General features: G+C 56.0%; 20 protein-coding genes. 12 read left to right on the forward strand and 8 right to left on the reverse strand.

Translation table 11 applies throughout. The features are described 5' to 3' along the window. Nucleotides 1-117: 117 nt before the first annotated feature. Nucleotides 118-804 carry a flagellar basal body P-ring formation chaperone FlgA gene (gene flgA / locus VX159_RS04150; protein ID WP_371324728.1) on the reverse strand — a complete coding sequence of 229 codons (687 nt, stop codon included), beginning with the start codon at nt 802-804 and terminating at the stop codon, nt 118-120. A gap of 85 nt (nt 805-889) precedes the next feature. Here flgA and flgB point away from each other — a divergent pair, with 85 nt between their 5' ends. The 12 genes from flgB to VX159_RS04210 all read left to right on the forward strand — a co-directional run bounded on the left by flgB (nt 890) and on the right by VX159_RS04210 (nt 12,141). Continuing rightward, nucleotides 890-1,297 carry a flagellar basal body rod protein FlgB gene (flgB, locus tag VX159_RS04155; protein WP_371324729.1) on the forward strand — a complete coding sequence of 136 codons (408 nt, stop codon included), beginning with the start codon at nt 890-892 and terminating at the stop codon, nt 1,295-1,297. Between the two features lie 10 nt (nt 1,298-1,307). Beyond that, entirely contained in the window at nt 1,308-1,721 is a 414-nt protein-coding gene (gene flgC, locus VX159_RS04160; RefSeq protein ID WP_371324730.1) for a flagellar basal body rod protein FlgC, read from the forward strand. Nucleotides 1,722-1,739: 18 nt separating this feature from the next. Beyond that, a complete protein-coding gene (locus VX159_RS04165; protein ID WP_371324731.1) occupies nt 1,740-2,417 on the forward strand; it encodes a flagellar hook assembly protein FlgD in 678 nt (225 codons plus the stop codon). A 14-nt stretch (nt 2,418-2,431) separates the two neighbouring features. Then, nucleotides 2,432-3,736: a flagellar hook protein FlgE gene (gene flgE / locus VX159_RS04170; protein ID WP_371324732.1), complete on the forward strand. Its 1,305-nt coding sequence runs from the start codon at nt 2,432-2,434 to the stop codon at nt 3,734-3,736. Nucleotides 3,737-3,758: 22 nt separating this feature from the next. Continuing rightward, the gene (locus tag VX159_RS04175; protein WP_371324733.1) at nt 3,759-4,502 is read left to right on the forward strand and encodes a flagellar basal body rod protein FlgF; all 744 of its coding nucleotides are present in this window, start codon (nt 3,759-3,761) and stop codon (nt 4,500-4,502) included. Between the two features lie 11 nt (nt 4,503-4,513). Next, entirely contained in the window at nt 4,514-5,296 is a 783-nt protein-coding gene (gene flgG / locus VX159_RS04180; protein ID WP_371324734.1) for a flagellar basal-body rod protein FlgG, read from the forward strand. 15 nt (nt 5,297-5,311) lie between these two features. After that, nucleotides 5,312-5,974: a flagellar basal body L-ring protein FlgH gene (locus VX159_RS04185; protein ID WP_371324735.1), complete on the forward strand. Its 663-nt coding sequence runs from the start codon at nt 5,312-5,314 to the stop codon at nt 5,972-5,974. 76 nt (nt 5,975-6,050) lie between these two features. After that, nucleotides 6,051-7,145, forward strand: coding sequence for a flagellar basal body P-ring protein FlgI (locus tag VX159_RS04190; protein ID WP_371324736.1), 1,095 nt, complete (start codon nt 6,051-6,053; stop codon nt 7,143-7,145). Between the two features lie 12 nt (nt 7,146-7,157). Beyond that, a complete protein-coding gene (gene flgJ / locus VX159_RS04195; protein ID WP_371324737.1) occupies nt 7,158-8,123 on the forward strand; it encodes a flagellar assembly peptidoglycan hydrolase FlgJ in 966 nt (321 codons plus the stop codon). Between the two features lie 51 nt (nt 8,124-8,174). Further along, the gene (gene flgK / locus VX159_RS04200) at nt 8,175-10,295 is read left to right on the forward strand and encodes a flagellar hook-associated protein FlgK (RefSeq protein ID WP_371324738.1); all 2,121 of its coding nucleotides are present in this window, start codon (nt 8,175-8,177) and stop codon (nt 10,293-10,295) included. Nucleotides 10,296-10,306: 11 nt separating this feature from the next. Next, the gene (gene flgL, locus VX159_RS04205) at nt 10,307-11,704 is read left to right on the forward strand and encodes a flagellar hook-associated protein FlgL (RefSeq protein ID WP_371324739.1); all 1,398 of its coding nucleotides are present in this window, start codon (nt 10,307-10,309) and stop codon (nt 11,702-11,704) included. Nucleotides 11,705-11,802: 98 nt separating this feature from the next. After that, nucleotides 11,803-12,141, forward strand: a complete 339-nt coding sequence (locus VX159_RS04210; RefSeq protein ID WP_371324740.1) for a hypothetical protein — start codon at nt 11,803-11,805, stop codon at nt 12,139-12,141. A 5-nt stretch (nt 12,142-12,146) separates the two neighbouring features. Here VX159_RS04210 and fliR read toward each other — a convergent pair whose 3' ends face one another. From fliR to fliL, 7 genes are all read right to left on the reverse strand, one after another. Then, a complete protein-coding gene (gene fliR, locus VX159_RS04215; protein ID WP_371324741.1) occupies nt 12,147-12,929 on the reverse strand; it encodes a flagellar biosynthetic protein FliR in 783 nt (260 codons plus the stop codon). Continuing rightward, a complete protein-coding gene (gene fliQ, locus VX159_RS04220; RefSeq protein ID WP_371324742.1) occupies nt 12,926-13,195 on the reverse strand; it encodes a flagellar biosynthesis protein FliQ in 270 nt (89 codons plus the stop codon). Before fliQ ends, fliR begins: the two co-directional genes overlap by 4 nt. After that, nucleotides 13,192-13,938, reverse strand: a complete 747-nt coding sequence (gene fliP / locus VX159_RS04225) for a flagellar type III secretion system pore protein FliP (protein ID WP_371324743.1) — start codon at nt 13,936-13,938, stop codon at nt 13,192-13,194. The genes fliQ and fliP overlap by 4 nt, the downstream gene beginning before the upstream one ends. Next, on the reverse strand, nt 13,925-14,332 hold the full coding sequence (gene fliO / locus VX159_RS04230; RefSeq protein ID WP_371324744.1) for a flagellar biosynthetic protein FliO: 408 nt from the start codon (nt 14,330-14,332) through the stop codon (nt 13,925-13,927). Before fliO ends, fliP begins: the two co-directional genes overlap by 14 nt. 433 nt (nt 14,333-14,765) lie before the next feature. Then, nucleotides 14,766-15,206: a flagellar motor switch protein FliN gene (gene fliN / locus VX159_RS04235; protein WP_371324745.1), complete on the reverse strand. Its 441-nt coding sequence runs from the start codon at nt 15,204-15,206 to the stop codon at nt 14,766-14,768. After that, nucleotides 15,199-16,221, reverse strand: coding sequence for a flagellar motor switch protein FliM (gene fliM / locus VX159_RS04240; protein ID WP_371324746.1), 1,023 nt, complete (start codon nt 16,219-16,221; stop codon nt 15,199-15,201). The genes fliN and fliM overlap by 8 nt, the downstream gene beginning before the upstream one ends. A gap of 6 nt (nt 16,222-16,227) precedes the next feature. Next, nucleotides 16,228-16,788, reverse strand: a complete 561-nt coding sequence (fliL, locus tag VX159_RS04245; protein WP_371324747.1) for a flagellar basal body-associated protein FliL — start codon at nt 16,786-16,788, stop codon at nt 16,228-16,230. Nucleotides 16,789-16,809: the final 21 nt, after the last annotated feature.

A 16,809-nucleotide genomic window follows, 5' to 3' on the forward strand; every position in this document is an offset into this window, starting at 1 on the left:
CGGTTTTTTTAGATTGTTTCTAGGATGTGAGCGAGGCTCGTGGAAGGGCTTTTGATGGAAAATTTCTGATTGCTGCGGTAGGTAGGTTGTCAGCCGAAGGGGCTTGGGTCAGGAAGGCTAGCGGTTGATTTCAACCTCGCCCTGTGAGGTGGCTTGGCCAGAGACTATTTGACCGGAGGGCATACGCACTTGCGCGACTTGGCCGGCGCCTGCATTACTTAGGGCTTTCCCCTCTGCGGTTGCAGAGAAGCCGGGGGCCCGGTAGATGACGCGAACGTTTTGCCCAGCCTGAATCACTGCGGGGGCTTGCAATTGATCCCGTCGGAGCGGCGTGCCTGCTGGAATTGATGCTTTCACTGTTTTCCCCAGCGCCTGCGCAGGATCGAGCAAGGTTCCGGGGGGGAGCTGTCCAAGGTCGCCCTGCTTGATTAGCAAATCCTGTTGGTTGAGCGTCTGGCCTGCGCTAAGCGGTCGGGCGGCGCTCAGGTAGTGGCTGGAAATGCTGACTTGCGCCCCCAAGAACAGACTCCAGTTGGCGGGGCCTACGCAGCGCAAGCCGACATTGATTTTGCCAATGGTTTTACTGCCGCGGGGCAGAAATACCTGGTACTGGTTGCATGGCGGCAATTTTTCCAGGTTGGGCGGGTTGACCGTGACTTTTGCGTGTTCGGCTTGTTCGGGGATTTGCTGCAGCAGGTAGGTTTCAACCAGGCTGCTGATTTCGTCGTGGTCGCTCCGAACTGCACTGGGAGCTGCGACGAGGGCGAGGGAAAAGAGGGGGGGGAGGATGCGTTGGCTGAGCATGGCGGAATTTTGCCGGTTTTTGTGTCAGGCGGGTGATTTTAGGATGGCATGAATTCTGCTTTTAAATCGACAAAGGAGTTCTCTCATGGATATCGCAAAAAGTCTTGCCGTCTATCGTAAAGCCATTGACTTGCGGGCTCAGCGCCACGAGGTGCTGGCATCGAATATCGCGAATGCGGATACCCCGAATTACAAGGCGCGGGACTTCGATTTTTCTGAGGCCATGAAGGGGGCTGCTAGTCGTTGGGATGAGCAAAAGAAGCTCGGGTTGGCGCATACCTCTTCCCGGCATTTCGCAACTCAAGGGGGCGGAGCGGATTATCGCCTGCAATTTCGCAATGAATATCAGTCGGCTGTCGATGGCAATACAGTCGAAATGGACGTCGAGCGGGCTCAGATTGCCGACAATGCGTTGCAGTACCAGATTCTGACGCAGTTGATCGGCAGTCGTTTCCAGGGATTGCGGACGGCAATGAGCGGCACCCAGGGTTAAGGAGATCAGTATGAGTTTATTTAACGTATTTCAGGTCTCGTCCAGCGCCATGACCGCGCAGTCGATGCGTCTCAATACCGTGGCCTCGAATCTGGCAAACGCCGACAGCATCGTGTCGTCAGATGGCAAGCCTTACCGCTCCAAGCAGGTAGTGTTCGAGGCTGTGCCGGTCAGTGCGGGTAATGAAGTGTCATCTGGTGTGCGTGTTCGCCAGATTGTCGAAAGTGCGGCGCCGCAGCGCATGGTCTATGACCCTAAAAATCCAGCTGCCGATGAAAAAGGCTATGTCGCGTTTCCCAATGTGAATGTGGTCGAGGAAATGACCAACATGATTTCGGCTTCGCGTTCTTATCAGACCAACGTTGAAGTGATGAATACGGCCAAGTCGATGATGCTGAGAACTCTGCAGATCGGACAGGGCTAAGTGCTGAAAGGATGAGTCATGACCACCGTGAATAATGCAACCAGCGGTATTTCCGCAGACCTTCTCGCTGCCGTAAATGGCACGACTTCCACGCAGAAAAGCGCGGTTCAGGAGCAGGAAACGAAATTCCTTACCCTGTTGATGACCCAGATGAAGAATCAGGATCCGCTAAATCCGATGGATAACGCACAGGTTACGACCCAGTTGGCTCAGCTGAACATGGCTTCGGGGATCGAGAAGTTGAATGCAGCCTTCGGGCAGTTGCTAACTGGCTATAACGATTCGATGTCGATGCAGTCGGCGGCAATGATCGGCAAGAATGTGCTGGTAGCCGGCAACAACTTGCCGTTGAGTAAAGGCCAGGCCGTTGCTGGGGCAAAACTTGAGGCAGATGCAGAGGCTGTGACTATCACCATCTCCGATGCCAAGGGCAAGGTTGTTCAGACTGAAAGTCTGGGTAAGCAGGCCGCCGGGATGGTGACCTTTGCTTGGGATGGTAAAGATGCCCAAGGAAACCAGCTCGCAGACGGCAATTACACCTTCGCGGTCTCAGCAAAAAATGGGGAACAAACCGTTAAGGCCGCAGCCCAGCAAGTTGGCACGGTTTCTGCTGTAGTTCGAGACAAGACGGGCTTCCTGCTGGATCTTGGGGCTTACGGAAACGTGGCCTTCAAGGATGTGCAGCAGATCTTTTGAGACGGAGTTAAATCATGGCATTCCAGCAAGGTTTGAGTGGTCTCGGGGTTTCCTCGAAAGCACTTGATGTCACCAGCCACAACATCGCGAACGCCAGTACCGTGGGCTACAAGGGAGCCAATGCACATTTTGGTGACGTGTATGCGGCGGCACTGAATGGCGGCGGAGCAAGCCAGATCGGGATCGGTGTCAATCTGGCGGCCGTCCAGCAGCAGTTCAACCAGGGCAATATTACAACCACCAATAACCCGCTTGATATTTCGATCAACGGTGCGGGTTTCTTCCGAATGGACAAATCGGGGGCTACAACTTATACCCGAAACGGTCAATTTCACCTCGACAAAAGTGGCTTTATCGTGAATGACCAGGGAATGAAGTTGACCGGTTATATCGCGCAGGGTGGAGTAATCACTGCGGCCACGCCGGCACCTTTGCAAATCGACTCTTCTGCAATTCCTCCGGTGGCAACCGGGTCTAACCCGACCAGTTCATTTAAAGGGGTAAAGGCCAATCTCAGCCTTGACTCTCGGGCAACCACGACCGGCATGCTTCCTTGGGGAACCCCGGCGCCGGTCGCTGGACAGCCATGGACGCCTGATCCCAAAAGTTATAACTGGTCAACCGCACTCACGACCTTTGACTCACTCGGCAATCCGCATAACTTGACGATGTATTTCCGCAAGGCGGCAACCGCGGGTGACTGGGAAATCTACGCCAACGTCGATGGCACCGATGCCGCGCTTTCTCCGCTGAGCAGCAATGCGCTCAACTTTGATACCAGTGGCAAGCTGACCACGACGATGCCGCTGAATATCAGCATTGATCTGAATGGTATCAATGCCGCTTTGGGTAAGCCGGTCAATGCTGCGGTTGCGCCTTTGACATTCGATATTGATCTGACCGGCACCGGCCAATACGGGCAGGCTTTTGGTACCAACCGGCTGGAGCAGGATGGCTACGCCCCTGGCAATCTGGTTGGCCTTTCGGTGGGCGCAGACGGTGTGGTGCAAGGGCGTTACAGCAACGGCAAATCGTTTGCCCAAGGACAGGTGGTGCTGACCAACTTTACTAATCCCAACGGTTTGCTCTCGATGGGCAACAATCAGTGGGTGGAGACCTCTGATTCCGGGCCACCTTTGGTTGGTGCGCCGCAGACGTCCAGTCTGGGGACTCTGACGGCAGCCTCGGTCGAGGAATCCAACGTCGACCTGACCGCTGAACTGGTCAACCTGATTACCTTCCAGCGCAACTACCAGGCTAACGCACAGTCGATCAAGACGCAGGATCAGATCATGCAAACTATTGTCAATCTGCGTTAATCCGACCTGAGCCTTTGATTCCATGGACCGCCTGATTTATACCGCAATGACCGGTGCCAAGCATGTTTTCATGCAGCAAGCCGGAACAGCGAACAACCTTGCCAATGCCAGCACAATCGGCTTCAAGGCGCAGGAACATCGCTTTCGGGCGGTACCGGTGGTGTCGGAGGCAATGCCCACTCGTGCATTTACGGTCGACACCTCGGTAGCCGATGTTTTCGATGAGGGGCCGTTGATGTTGACGGGCCGCAATCTTGATGTTGCGGTCAAAGGGCGTGGTTGGCTGGCTGTGCAATTGCCCGATGGAAGCGAGGCGTACACCCGTGCGGGCAGTCTGGATGTGGATGTCAATGGGTTGCTGCAAACCAAGAGCGGGCATTTGGTGCTTGGCGACGGTGGCCCGATTTCCATCCCGCCCGACAACAATATCGAAATTGCTCCGGATGGAACGATCTCGGTCGTGCCGACTTTTGGTGCACGGAATAACACCAATGCGATCGGCCGGATGAAGCTGGTTAATCCGCCGGAGGGCGAATTGGTGCGCGGTGGAGACGGTTTGTTCCGTTTGCGCGATGGCCAGCCAGCAGTACAGGATGACGCTGTCAGGCTGGCTCCCGGGAGTTTGGAGGGAAGTAACGTGAACGTGACCGATGCAATGGTTAACCTGATCAGCCTGGCCCGGCAGTTCGAGTTGCAGACCAAAATGTTGCAAACAGCTGACCAAAATGCGCAGCGAGCCGACCAATTGCTGTCCCTGAGTGCCTGATAGGAAATAACATGATTCGTTCTTTGTGGATCGCTCGTACCGGTCTGGATGCCCAGCAGACGCAGCTTGACGTGATTTCCAACAACCTGGCTAACGTCAGCACCAATGGCTTCAAGCGGGCTCGTGCCGTGTTCGAGGATTTGCTTTACCAAACCATGCGTCAGCCCGGTGCTCAGTCATCGCAACAGACCCAGATACCGGTCGGCCTGCAGCTTGGGACGGGGGCAAGGCCGGTTTCCACTGCGCGCATTTTTACTCAGGGCAACCTGCAAAAGACCGACAATCCCTTGGATATGGGGATCAACGGCGCTGGTTTTTTCCAGATTCTGTTGCCGGATGGGACGATTGGCTATACCCGCGATGGCTCGTTTCAGAAAGATAATCAAGGGCAGTTGGTGACCTCCGAGGGGTATCCTCTGCAACCCAATATCACGATTCCTGCGGATGCGTTGTCAATCACGATTGGTACCGATGGTGTTGTTACCGTGACTCAGCCAGGTGTGGCTGCTCCAACCCAGATCGGTTCCGTGCAACTGGCAACTTTTATCAATCCGGGTGGCTTGCAAAGTATTGGTCAGAATCTGTTTCTGGAGACTGCTGCCAGCGGTACGCCTACACCGAATACGCCGGGGACCAACGGTGCCGGTGTGATCAATCAGACTTATGTCGAGACCTCCAACGTGAATGTCGCCGAGGAACTGGTTACTATGATCCAGACTCAGCGGGCGTATGAGATCAACTCCAAGGTGGTATCGACCTCTGACCAGATGCTGGGTCGTCTGACGCAGCTTTAAAACTTGGATGAAATCATGAAAAGTCATTTCCTGGCCTTGTCGATGTCGGTATTGCTGGCCGCTTGTACGACAGTTCCGCCGACCAATGTGCATCAGCCCATGACTATGCGGCCACTGCCGCGACCCGATTTGCAGAGTAGCAACGGTGCCATTTTCCAGGCTGCGGCAGCGCGCCCCCTGTTTGAGGACCGCCGCGCCCGGAACTTGGGGGATACGATGACCATCAAGATTACCGAGAATACGGCTGCTTCGACCAAGTCAAATAACAAGCTGGATCGCAGTCAGAAAAATACCAGTTCAATCTCGGCAATGGCCGGTTTGCCGGGGCAGACGCTCCTTGGTACCAATTTGCAGGCTTCCGGTTCGAGTGCCTTTGAAGGCAAGGGCGAGGCAGCAAACAACAATGTGTTCACCGGCACGATTACCGTGACAGTGATTGATGTTTATCCAAACGGTAACTTGTTGGTGTCGGGTGAGAAACAACTGGCAATTGGCAACGAACAGGAGTTTATTCGTGTCTCAGGGGTTGTGAACCCGGCTTTTGTCGATTTTTCGAACAGTATCGACTCCTCCAAAGTGGCTGATGCAAGAATCGAATACAAAAACTCAGGGCAGATTGGCGAGGGGATGATGATGGGGTGGTTGGCACGATTCTTCCTTAGTGTCTTGCCGTTTTAGCCTCTTTTAGCGAAGAGGCGACCAGGGGGCCGCTTGGGTGCAGATTCCAGGCGGCCACGGATCACAGGAGAGACGCATGTTCCGCCTATTCGCAAATATTTCCGGCAAGACTTGCCGTGTGGCAGCGGTATTGTTTGCCGCGAGTCTGGCAGTGGTTTCGCCGGCACGTGCCGAGCGGATCAAAGACCTGGCCGCAGTGCAGGGGATTCGGGCTAACCAGTTGATTGGCTATGGGATTGTTGTCGGCCTCGATAGTACCGGGGATCAGACCACTCAGACGCCGTTTACCACCCAGGCTATCGGCAACATGTTGTCGCAGATGGGGCTTAACCTGACCCCGGAACAGGCAACCAAACTACAACTCAAGAATGTGGCGGCAGTGATGGTGACTGCCAGCTTGCCGGCCTATGCCCGCCCTGGTCAACCGATTGATGTGACCGTATCTTCGATGGGTAACGCAAAAAGCTTGCGTGGTGGAACCTTATTGCTGACCCCGTTAAAGGGCGCGGACGGTCAGATTTATGCAATGGCTCAGGGGAGTGTGCTGGTTGGTGGAGCCGGGGCGTCTTCGGGAGGTGCCAAGGTGACAGTCAACCATCTCTCGGCTGGCAGAATTCCAGGTGGGGCAACGGTTGAGCGTAGTGTTCCGACCGCAATTGGCGAGGGCGGCATCGTCTATTATGAACTGGCTGCTACCGATTTTGGCACTGCTCGCAATGTGGTCGATGCGATCAACAAGGCGATGGGGGCTGGTACGGCCCAAGCGGTGGATGGTCGTCGTATTGCGGTGAGCGTGCCCGATGAGGCCAATGCCCGGGTAGCCTTCCTTGGCAAAATTGAAAACCTTGATGTGCGTCCTACCGTTTCACAGGCCCGGGTTGTGGTCAATCCGCGAACCGGTTCGGTGGTCATGAACCAGAAAGTCACACTGGATGCATGCGCTGTGGCGCACGGCAATCTGTCGGTAATTGTGGAGCCCAATGCGCAACAGGCGGCTGATGTGCAGGTGAAGCAGGATAATGGCAGCCTGATGAGCGTCAAGGCCGGGACCAGTCTGGCCGATGTGGTCAAGGCACTGAATGCGTTGGGCGCCAATCCGCTCGACCTCCTGGCAATTTTGCAGGCGATGAAGGCTGCCGGGGCCTTGCGCGCCGAACTGGAAGTCATCTGAGGTCCGGATACCATGGTCGGAAAAATCCAGCAGCAACCCAATCGTGCCGCATTCGACGTACAGGGAGCGCAGGACTTGCGCCGCCAGTTGCGAGACAATTCGCCGGAAAGCCTCAAGGCTGCCGCTCAGCAATTTGAGAGCATGTTTCTTCAGATGGTCTTGAAAAGCATGCGCGATACCGTGCCGCAGGATGGATTGCTGGATAGTGATCAGACGCGCTTTTATAACGGTTTGCTGGATCAGCAGATGGCGCAGAATCTTGCCTCGTCCGGTCGCGGGATTGGCTTTGCGCGGCTGATCGAGCAGCAACTGGGGCGGCACCTAGGAGGGGAGGGGAGTGAGACGGCAAAAGCTGCCGATCTGCTCAATGGCTTGCCACCAAATATGATTGCTCCCCTTGATGCCGTACAGCATCGGCAAACTCCGGCCAATTTTCCTAGTTCTGCCAGCTATGCTGCGGTTTCACGCATCGGGAATGAGCCGGTCGGGCGAGCTGGCGATGGCGATAGTGCAGCCAAGGACTTTGTGGCTCGGGTTTGGCCGCATGCTCTGGAGGCTTCGCGGAGTACGGGAATTCCTCCGCAATTCCTGGTAGCGCATGCTGCGCTTGAGAGTGGTTGGGGTAAGAGCGAGCCGCGGCAGGCCAATGGGAGCAATAGCCATAATCTTTTCGGGATCAAGGCTGGGGTCAGTTGGACGGGGGGGGTTGCCGAGGCGGGCACCACTGAGTTCGTCAATGGGCAGGCACAGCAGAGTGTCGAGCGTTTCAGGGCCTATTCCTCGTATGCCGAAGCCTTCCGGGATTATGCGGCGTTGCTGCGAAACAATCCGCGCTATAGCGGCGTTATTGGTGCTCAGGATGGCACGGAGTTTGCTCGTCGTTTGCAGCAGGCAGGTTATGCGACCGATCCGATGTACGCCGACAAATTGTCGCGCATCATCAGTGGCCCAACCTTGAGGCAAGCGTTGATTGGCTGAATAAGTCTAAACCTTGTTGCCTGCATGTCGTTAAACATGGCGAGGTGAATAATGGGCACAGGGATTTACGGTATTGGTATCAGCGCACTGACGACTGCGCAAATGGCCTTGGTCACGACCGACCATAATATTGCCAACGCCCATACGCCTGGCTATTCAAGGCAGCGGACGATTCAGTCCACCAATGTTTCTCTGTATTCGGGTGCCGGTAGCTTTGGTCAGGGCGTGCATGTTGACACGGTCCAGCGCCAGTATGACCAGTACCTTACCGATCAGGTCAATGGTGCTCAGGCGCGTGTTGGCGAGGTAGAGGGTTATTACAACCAGATCAAGCAGATCGACAATCTGCTGGCTGACCCGACTGCGGGCTTGAGCCCGGCTCTGCAGGATTTCTTTTCCGGGGTTCAGGCCGTGGTGGCCAATCCGGCGCTGTTGTCCTCGCGGCAGTCAATGATTTCCGGGGCCGAGTCGATGGTGACCCGCTTCAAAACCATCGAGTCCAGACTATCCGAACTGGCAGCCGAGGTGAACGGGAAAATTCGCGATTCGGTCGACCTGATCAATTCCTATACCAGTCAGATTGGCGACCTGAATCAGCGGATCGCACTGGCCGAGGGCGCTTATGGGCAGCCCCCGAATGATTTGATGGATAAGCGCGATGCTCTGGTTGCGGACCTGAACAAGTACATCAAGGTTTCGGTCACCATCGACACTACCGGTACGTACTCGCTTTTCGTGGGTTCCGGGCAGCAACTGGTTCTGGGTAGCCAGGTGATGAAGATGAGCTCAATCCCTTCTTCAGCTGACTCGGAAAAAATTGCCGTCGGGCTGTCCACTCCCGGAGGGGGGACGCTTGAAATGCCGGACAGCTTGATTACAGGTGGGCAGTTGGGCGGTTTGCTGAAGTTCAGAACCGAAGCGCTGGATCGTGCTACCAATGAGTTGGGGCGAGTTGCTGCAACGATGGCGCTGACCTTCAATGCTCAGCATGCGCTGGGTCAGGATTTGCTAGGTCGGGCTAATGGCGATGCCGGGTTCAACGGCAATTTTTTCCAGATGACCGACATGCAGCCGGGTGTAAAACCCTATTCGGTCAATAACAATGCTGGTGCTCCGGTTCTGACTGCAACTTTTGTCAATCCTCCGCCTTTCGGCCCGCAGCGAGCAGACGGGAATTACTACACCACGCTGAAAACCAGTGATTACAATCTGACGGCACTGGCTGCTCCTGCTGGCCAATACCTGTTGGTTCGTCTGAGTGACAATACCCAATGGACGGATACATTGGCCAATCTCTCGGCCATGACGCAAACGAATGAAGGGTTTTCGTTGAATCTTGCAGGGGCGGATGCGGTCGGGAACAGTTATCTGATTCAGCCGACGCGTAATGCAGCTCGTAACATTGCCGTCAATTCAATGATCTCGGCCGACCCAAGGAATATTGCTGCTGCCCTTCCTTTCCGTACGGCGGCGACCAGTACCAACTCCGGTGCAGCCAAGATTTCTGCCGGGACCGGCGTGCCTGGGTTCGACACGGTGAGTAATACCACCGGCTTTAATACGGCCTGGTTACCTCCGGGGGGGCTGACCTTGACTTATAGTTCCACTGCGCCGGCCAGTATTTCGTTCACTGGTGTTGCTGCTGGGCAGACCATCTATTACAAGGACCCGAATGCCGTTCCGGCAAACGAGCTTTCGCTGGTGGCGCCGGCGGTCCCGCCGGTCAGCATCCCATATTCGCCGGGAATGATCATTTCGGTTGCCGGGATGAGCTTTTCGATTTCCGGGCAGCCTAATAACGGCGATAGCTTTACCGTGACACGCAACACCTCGGCGACGACTGATGGCCGGAACGGATTGTCGTTGGGCAAGTTGCAGACCCAGAATACGACTTCCGGTGATCCGACGCAGAATAAAGGCTCGGCAACGATGCAGACGGCGTATGCTGAGATGGTCTCGGCCAATGGAACCAAGACCCGCGAGTTGAAGACTACCTTCGATGCGCAGTCAGCAGTTCTCGCTCAGTCCCAGAAAAACCGTGATGCTACTTCCGGGGTGAACCTTGATGAAGAAGCCGCTAACATGATTCGTTTCCAGCAATCCTATCAGGCTGCTGCCAAGATCATCGAGGTCGGGAAAAGCCTGTTTGATACGCTGCTCAACATTCGCTGACGGAGGCTGCCATGCGAGTCAGTACTTCACAAATTTTTGATTCCGGTTATCGTGGAATCGGTGGTAACCAGTTTGATCTGTTCAAGCTGCAGAATCACCTCTCGACCGGTCGTCGCATGCTGGCTCCGGAAGATGATCCGGTGGCCGCGGCTCAGGCTTTGGTGGTGACCCAGTCGCAGTCGGTCAATAGCCAGTATCTGACCAACCAGGCTGATGCCAAGGACCGGCTGGGGGTGCTGGATGGGCAGTTGCAATCCCTGAATAACCTCCTTCAGCATGTGCGCGAGCGAGTGGTGCAGGCTGGTAATACGACTTTGACCGGAGCCGACCGCAGCTATATTGCTGATGAGTTGGAGTCGCGCTTTGCCGAACTGCTGGGCTTGGCCAATGGTCAGGATGCTACCGGGAACTACCTCTTTTCTGGTTATCAGGGCACGCTGAAGCCTTTTGCCCAGACTACAACGGGAGCCAACTACCAGGGCGATGAGGGGGTACGGTTGCTGCAGGTTGAGGCTTCCCGCGATATGCCAACCAATATTTCCGGGATTGAGTTGTTCAGCCGGATCATGAATGGGAATGGTACTTTCCAGACCAGCGCTTCCGGGAATGTATTGCCGGTACCGGCCCCTCCTGCCGTAGGGGCAGTCAATACACCGCCGAATCTGGGAACCGCAATCATCGATCAGGGAAGTGTGCGTGACGTGACGGCCTGGAATGCTGCTCTGGCGGCAACTACAGCGCTGGCAATCCCGGCTACGACGCCGCAACAGTACCGGGATCTCGAACTGCGCTTCTCAATCAACAACACCGTAACTCCACCTGTGACTGAATACAATGTGTTCGCAATCGACAAGGTGGCGAATACCTCGGCACAACTCAATGCCGCGCCCTTGCCTTATACCCCGGGGCAGGCAATCAGCCTGAGTGGCCTGACAACGACGCCGGCAGATCTCGGTATCTCAGTTTCGATCAGTGGGAATCCGGCTGACGGCGATAGCTTCCGGTTGTCGCCAAGTGTCAATCAGGATGTTTTCACTACTTTGCGTAATACCATCAACACCATTCGTACCGGCGTCGCTCCAGAGCTGAATGCAGCTGGCACAGTGATTGGCGGTATCAGTTCGATCGAATATTCGAATCGCCTGGCGGGCAATCTGCAGAACCTCAGCAATGCCCTGGAAAATGTGAACCGGATGCAGTCAACCGTGGGGGCTCGGCTGCACGAACTCGATGCGCTCTCCAACACTGGCGAAGACAAGAAGCTGCAATATTCAACCTCGCTTTCGGCGCTGCAGGATCTGGATTACACCAAGGCGATTTCGGACCTGACCCGCAAGCAGATGCAGCTTGAGGCAGCGCAGATTTCGTTCAAGCAAACCAGCCAACTCAGCCTGTTCAGCATCCTATGAAATCTCTGGTCCCCGGTTTGGCTCTGGCTTGCTTGCTGGGGGCCTGCGCTACGCCAGGGGGGAATGCAACCCCTCTGGTGCCGAACAAGGCGCTGAGCTTGACTGCCCAGACTTCTGTCTCCTTGGCAAATCTTGCCGCCGGAGCCGCTGTGATTGGCGCCATTTACCTGATTTACGATCCCTTGGCGCCGAACTGGGAAATCGAGGAGCAGCGACTTAGCGAGGATACCTATCGGATGTCGCTGAAAATGAAGCGGTTTCATACCGGTGGGGCGGGCGAGTCGCAGCAGATTTTTCGTCGGCGAGCGAGCCAGTTACAGTATGAGCAGGGGGCTGTCGCATATCGCGTGCTGGAATACAGCGAGGGTATCGATTCCCAAACGCTCGGCGCACGGCGGGTCGCCGAAGGTACGATTCGCTTGGTCAATCAACGGTAAACCAGTTAGCGACCTGGTGGCGCAGCAAACTGAAGCATGGCTGTCAGTGCCACCTCGTAAATATTCTGTAACGGTGTGGCCAGGTAGTTCAGCGAGATGGTCAGCACGATGAATCCGCCGAGCAGGGTGAGGGGAAAGCCCAGGGCAAAAATATTCAGTTGCGGTGCGGCGCGGGTCAGTACGGCCAGCGAGAGGTTGGTGATCATCAGCGCAACCACGACAGGTAACGAAAGAAGCAGTCCGAAAGAAAAAATCTGGCCGGCCAGTTCGGCCAGGTTGAGCCAGCTGCCGCTCCCGGGAAAGCTGCCAACCGGCAGGATGTAAAAGCTTTTGGCCAAGGTGGCGACGTAGAGCAGATGCCCGTTCAGCGAGAGAAACAGGAGCAGGGTGATCAAGTTGAGAAACTCCGAGATCACCGGTGTCTGGGAAGAGTTGAGCGGGTCGTAGAAGGTGGCGAAACTGAGCCCCATCTGGAAGCCCATGAAGTCGCCGGCGAGATTGATTGCGGCAAAAACGATACGCGCGGCAAAACCCATGGCAATACCGAGCAGTGTTTGCTGGCCGAGAAGCAGGAGGCCGGGAAGCGAAGCCGGGGCGACTTGGGGCATTGCCGGTAATGCGGGAATGATGGCGATGGCGATCGCCAGGCCGAGGATCAAGCGAGTCCGGCGTGGAATTCCGGGGGTGTTCCAAATCGGTGCTGTGGCGATGAAGCCGAGAATACGGGCGAGAGGAAAGGCAAAGGCAACGATCCACGCATCGAGTTGGGTGGTGCTGAGTTGGATCATCCGATCAACTGAGGGATGCTGCCGAGCAGGCGGGTGATGTAATCCATTAGGTACTGCAGCATCCACGGGCCGGCAAAAATCAGGATGATGAAAGCGACGATCAGCTTTGGAACAAACTGCAGGGTGGCTTCGTTGATCTGGGTGGCAGCCTGGAAAATGCTGATGATCAGGCCGATGGCCAGGGAGCCGAGGAGGATCGGTGCGGCCAGCAACACGGTTACCTCAATCGCCTGGCGGCCGATTTCCATAACGACGCCGGGGGTCATGGATTGAAACTCCGGACCAGCGAACCGATGATTAGGTGCCAGCCGTCGACCAGCACGAAAAGCATTATCTTGAAAGGCAGGGCAATCATCACCGGAGACATCATCATCATCCCCATTGCCATGAGCAAGCTGGCAATCACCATGTCGATGATCAGGAAGGGAATGAAAATGATGAAGCCAATCTGGAATGCCGTTTTCAACTCGCTGATGACGAATGCCGGGATCAGGATGCGCATCGGAGTGTCATCCGGCTTTTCGATTTTTTCAATTCCGGCGACGTTGGCAAACATTGCGATATCGGCTTCGCGTGTCTGCTTCAGCATGAAGGCGCGCATTGGCACGGCGGCTCGTTCGCCTGCCTGCATGATGTTGATTTTGCTCTCCGAGAGCGGCTGGTAGGCTTCGGTGTACACCCTTTCCAAGGTGGGTGACATGATGAAGAAGGTCAGAAACAGTGCAATCCCGATCAGTACTTGATTCGGGGGCGAAGTCTGGGTGCCCATCGCGTGTCGGAGCAGGGACAGTACGATGATGATCCGGGTGAAGCTGGTGGTCATCAAAACCATCGCCGGAATAAAGGTCAGCGCGGTCAGAAACAGCAGTGTCTGGATGGTCAGCGAGTAGGTCGTGCCGCCTCCTGCGGCTGGCGTACTCGTGAGTGCAGGCAGACCGCTGGCTTGGGCCAGCAGAGGCCCGGAAACCAGCAGGAGCAGCAGGGGGCTGAGGCTTTTAGGAATCTTCACGGCGGCGTTCGGTGATTGTTTTTAACCAGTCGGCAAAAGCTGCCGGGGCAACGGGGGGGGCATCCTCGCCGGTGGTTCCCGAGGTTCCTCGTGGCATTCGGTGCAAGGTACGAATCTGACCCGGGACGATTCCGATTACCAGCCAGGTATCACCCGCTTCGATCAGTACGACCCGTTCGCGTGGGCCCAAGGCAACGCCACCGATAATCTTCACGCCCCCCTGGCCAAAGCCTTTGCCACCGGTAATCTTGCGGGCCAGCCAGGCTGCACCGAGCAGGAGGATGACGATGAAGGCTAGCGCCAGCATTGCCTGAACGTAGGCGCCAAATCCGGGGCCGGGGCTGTCGGAGGCATGGGCGAGTGAAGGAAGCAGGAAAATCAGGGCGCGCAACAAGATGGGAGTGGATGGCGAAAGGAAATGAGGCGCCTATGTTAACGCAGAACATGGGGGCGATGCTCATCCATGGCTATCGCGGATCACGAGCGTAAAGCGCCGATTTTTACGGTCAACCTGAGGGTTGTGCAAAAAATGCCAAAGTCGTCCCCGTTCCAGCGGGAAGACCCACTGGTCAGCGCTCAGGCAGGGGCCCCTTGCCGCTGAGGTATTCGGCCAGTGCCTTTGGGTACTGAGTGCAAGGGTGGGATGTCTGCTGAAGCGGCATCGGCTGGGGAGCCGTATCTTTGTTGGCAGCCTGGTTGCCCGCAGCCGCAAGGGCTATGGGATAGCGCTTAAAGCTTGGGTGTTCCTTGTGGCTTGAAACCCAAGCGCAGGGAATTTTCGGCTGCGGTGCAGTCGACCGTGAAAATTGTTGCTGTCCTGCTTGGCTCTAGCGGCTGACCTTGCGCATGCGCTCTGCCGGAGTAATGATGTCGGTCAGGCGAATGCCGAATTTGTCGTTAACCACGACGACTTCTCCCTGTGCGATCAGGGTGCCGTTCACCAGTACGTCCATCGGTTCGCCGGCCATTGCATCCAGTTCGACCACCGAGCCGTGGGCCAGTTGGAGCAGGTTCTTGATGGTAATCTTGGTCCGTCCGAGTTCGACTGTGATCTGGACCGGGATATCCAGAATCATGTCGAGTTCGTTGAGCATGCCGACATTGCCAGCCGGGGGTGTAAACGACGGAAAAATATCCGCCGCCGGTTGTGCTGCAGGCGTGGTTTCTTCCTGCGAGACCTGTTCGGCCATTGCGGCAGCCCAATCGTCTTCGCTGATTTGGTCTGCATCGAGCAGACCGTCGCCAAGGTTTTCCAGTTCGTCAGCCATTTTGTTGTTCTCCCTGTATCGGCTCGGGCGCCGGGGCGTCTGCCGTCGAGGAGGATACGAATTTCTCGACTTTCAAAGCGTATTGACCATTCTGCTGGCCATAGGAACATTCCATCAGCGGCACATTATCGACCAGTGCCGTCAGCCGCTCCGGAATTTGAATTGGGATCACATCTCCCGGTTTGAGCGTGAGAATCTGACCGAGGGTGATTCTACCTGAAGCCAGCGAGGCCACGATTTCGACCTCGGCATCCTGCAACTGACGCCGCAGCGTACTGATCCACCGCTTGTCCGACGACATCTGGTCGCTCTGCATGCTGCTGTAGAGCAGATCGCGGATCGGCTCGAGCATGGAGTAGGGGAAACAGATGTGCATGTCGGCGGTGGCGCCGCCAAACTCCAGCGTAAAGGTGGTTGAAACCACAATTTCCGAAGGGGTCGCGATGTTCGCAAACTGCGAATTCATTTCCGAGCGGATGTACTCGAAATTGAGCTCATAAACCGGTTTCCAGGAACGGCTGTATTCAGCAAAAACCACATTCAGCAGGCCCTGGATAATGCGCTGCTCAGTCGGGGTGAAGTCGCGCCCCTCGACCCGGGTATGAAAGCGGCCGTCGCCACCAAACATGTTGTCGACGACGAGAAAAACCAGATTGGGGTCGAAGATGAACAGGCTGGTCCCGCGCAGGGGCTTGGCCATCACCAGATTGAGGTTGGTCGGTACGACCAGGTTGCGGATGAATTCGCTGTATTTTTGTACCCGGATCGGGCCAACCGAAATTTCGGTATTTCGGTGCATGTAGTTGAACAGGCCGATCCGCAGGTAACGAGCGAAACGCTCGTTAACCAGCTCAAGGGTCGGCATCCGGCCGCGGACGATGCGCTCCTGCGTCCCGATGTTGTACGGGCGCAGGGTGCTGTCTTCGCTGCTGCCGCCTTCCGGCTCGTCAGTCTCCCCGGTGACGCCCTTGAGTAGGGCATCAACCTCTTCCTGGGAGAGAAAGTCGCCAGCCATGGCTCCTTACTGAATGATGAAGGAGGTGAACAAGACTGCCTTGACCGGGCCTTCCGGCGGGATCAGTTCGCCCTTCTTATTTTTGCGCGGCGGTTCGATTACCGAGTTGATCTCGTCGCGCAAATCTTCGGCGAGGTGCTCCTTGCCTTCCTTCGTGATCAGTTCGGAGGATTTCTTGCTCGACAGATGCAGCATGATGTTGTTGCGAATCTTGGGCAGCAGGGGCTTCAGTGCTGCATCTGCTGTCGGATCGTCAAGCTCCAGCGACAGCGTAACCTGCAGATACTGTTCGCCGTTTTCAGGGATCAGGTTGACGATGAAGGCTTCCATCGGAAGGAAGACAGGCTGGGCTGCGTGGGCGTCCTTCTTCTTTTCCTTTTTCTTGGGAGGCTCTTTCTCTTCCGCCACCTCTTCGTCTTCGTCGTGACTGCTTTTCTTCATCAAAACCACGCCGACACCTGCCACAGCAATTAGAAGCACCAGGACGGCCGCGATGATGATGATCAGTTTTTTGCTCTTCTTGGGCGGCTGTTCCGCATCTTCTGCCGGCTTGGCGTCCTTGGACATGGCTTACCTTTCGTGGTCTAT

Origin of the sequence: Dechloromonas sp. ZY10, assembly GCF_041378895.1 — a bacterium.
Taxonomy (GTDB): Bacteria; Pseudomonadota; Gammaproteobacteria; order Burkholderiales; family Rhodocyclaceae; genus Azonexus; species Azonexus aquae.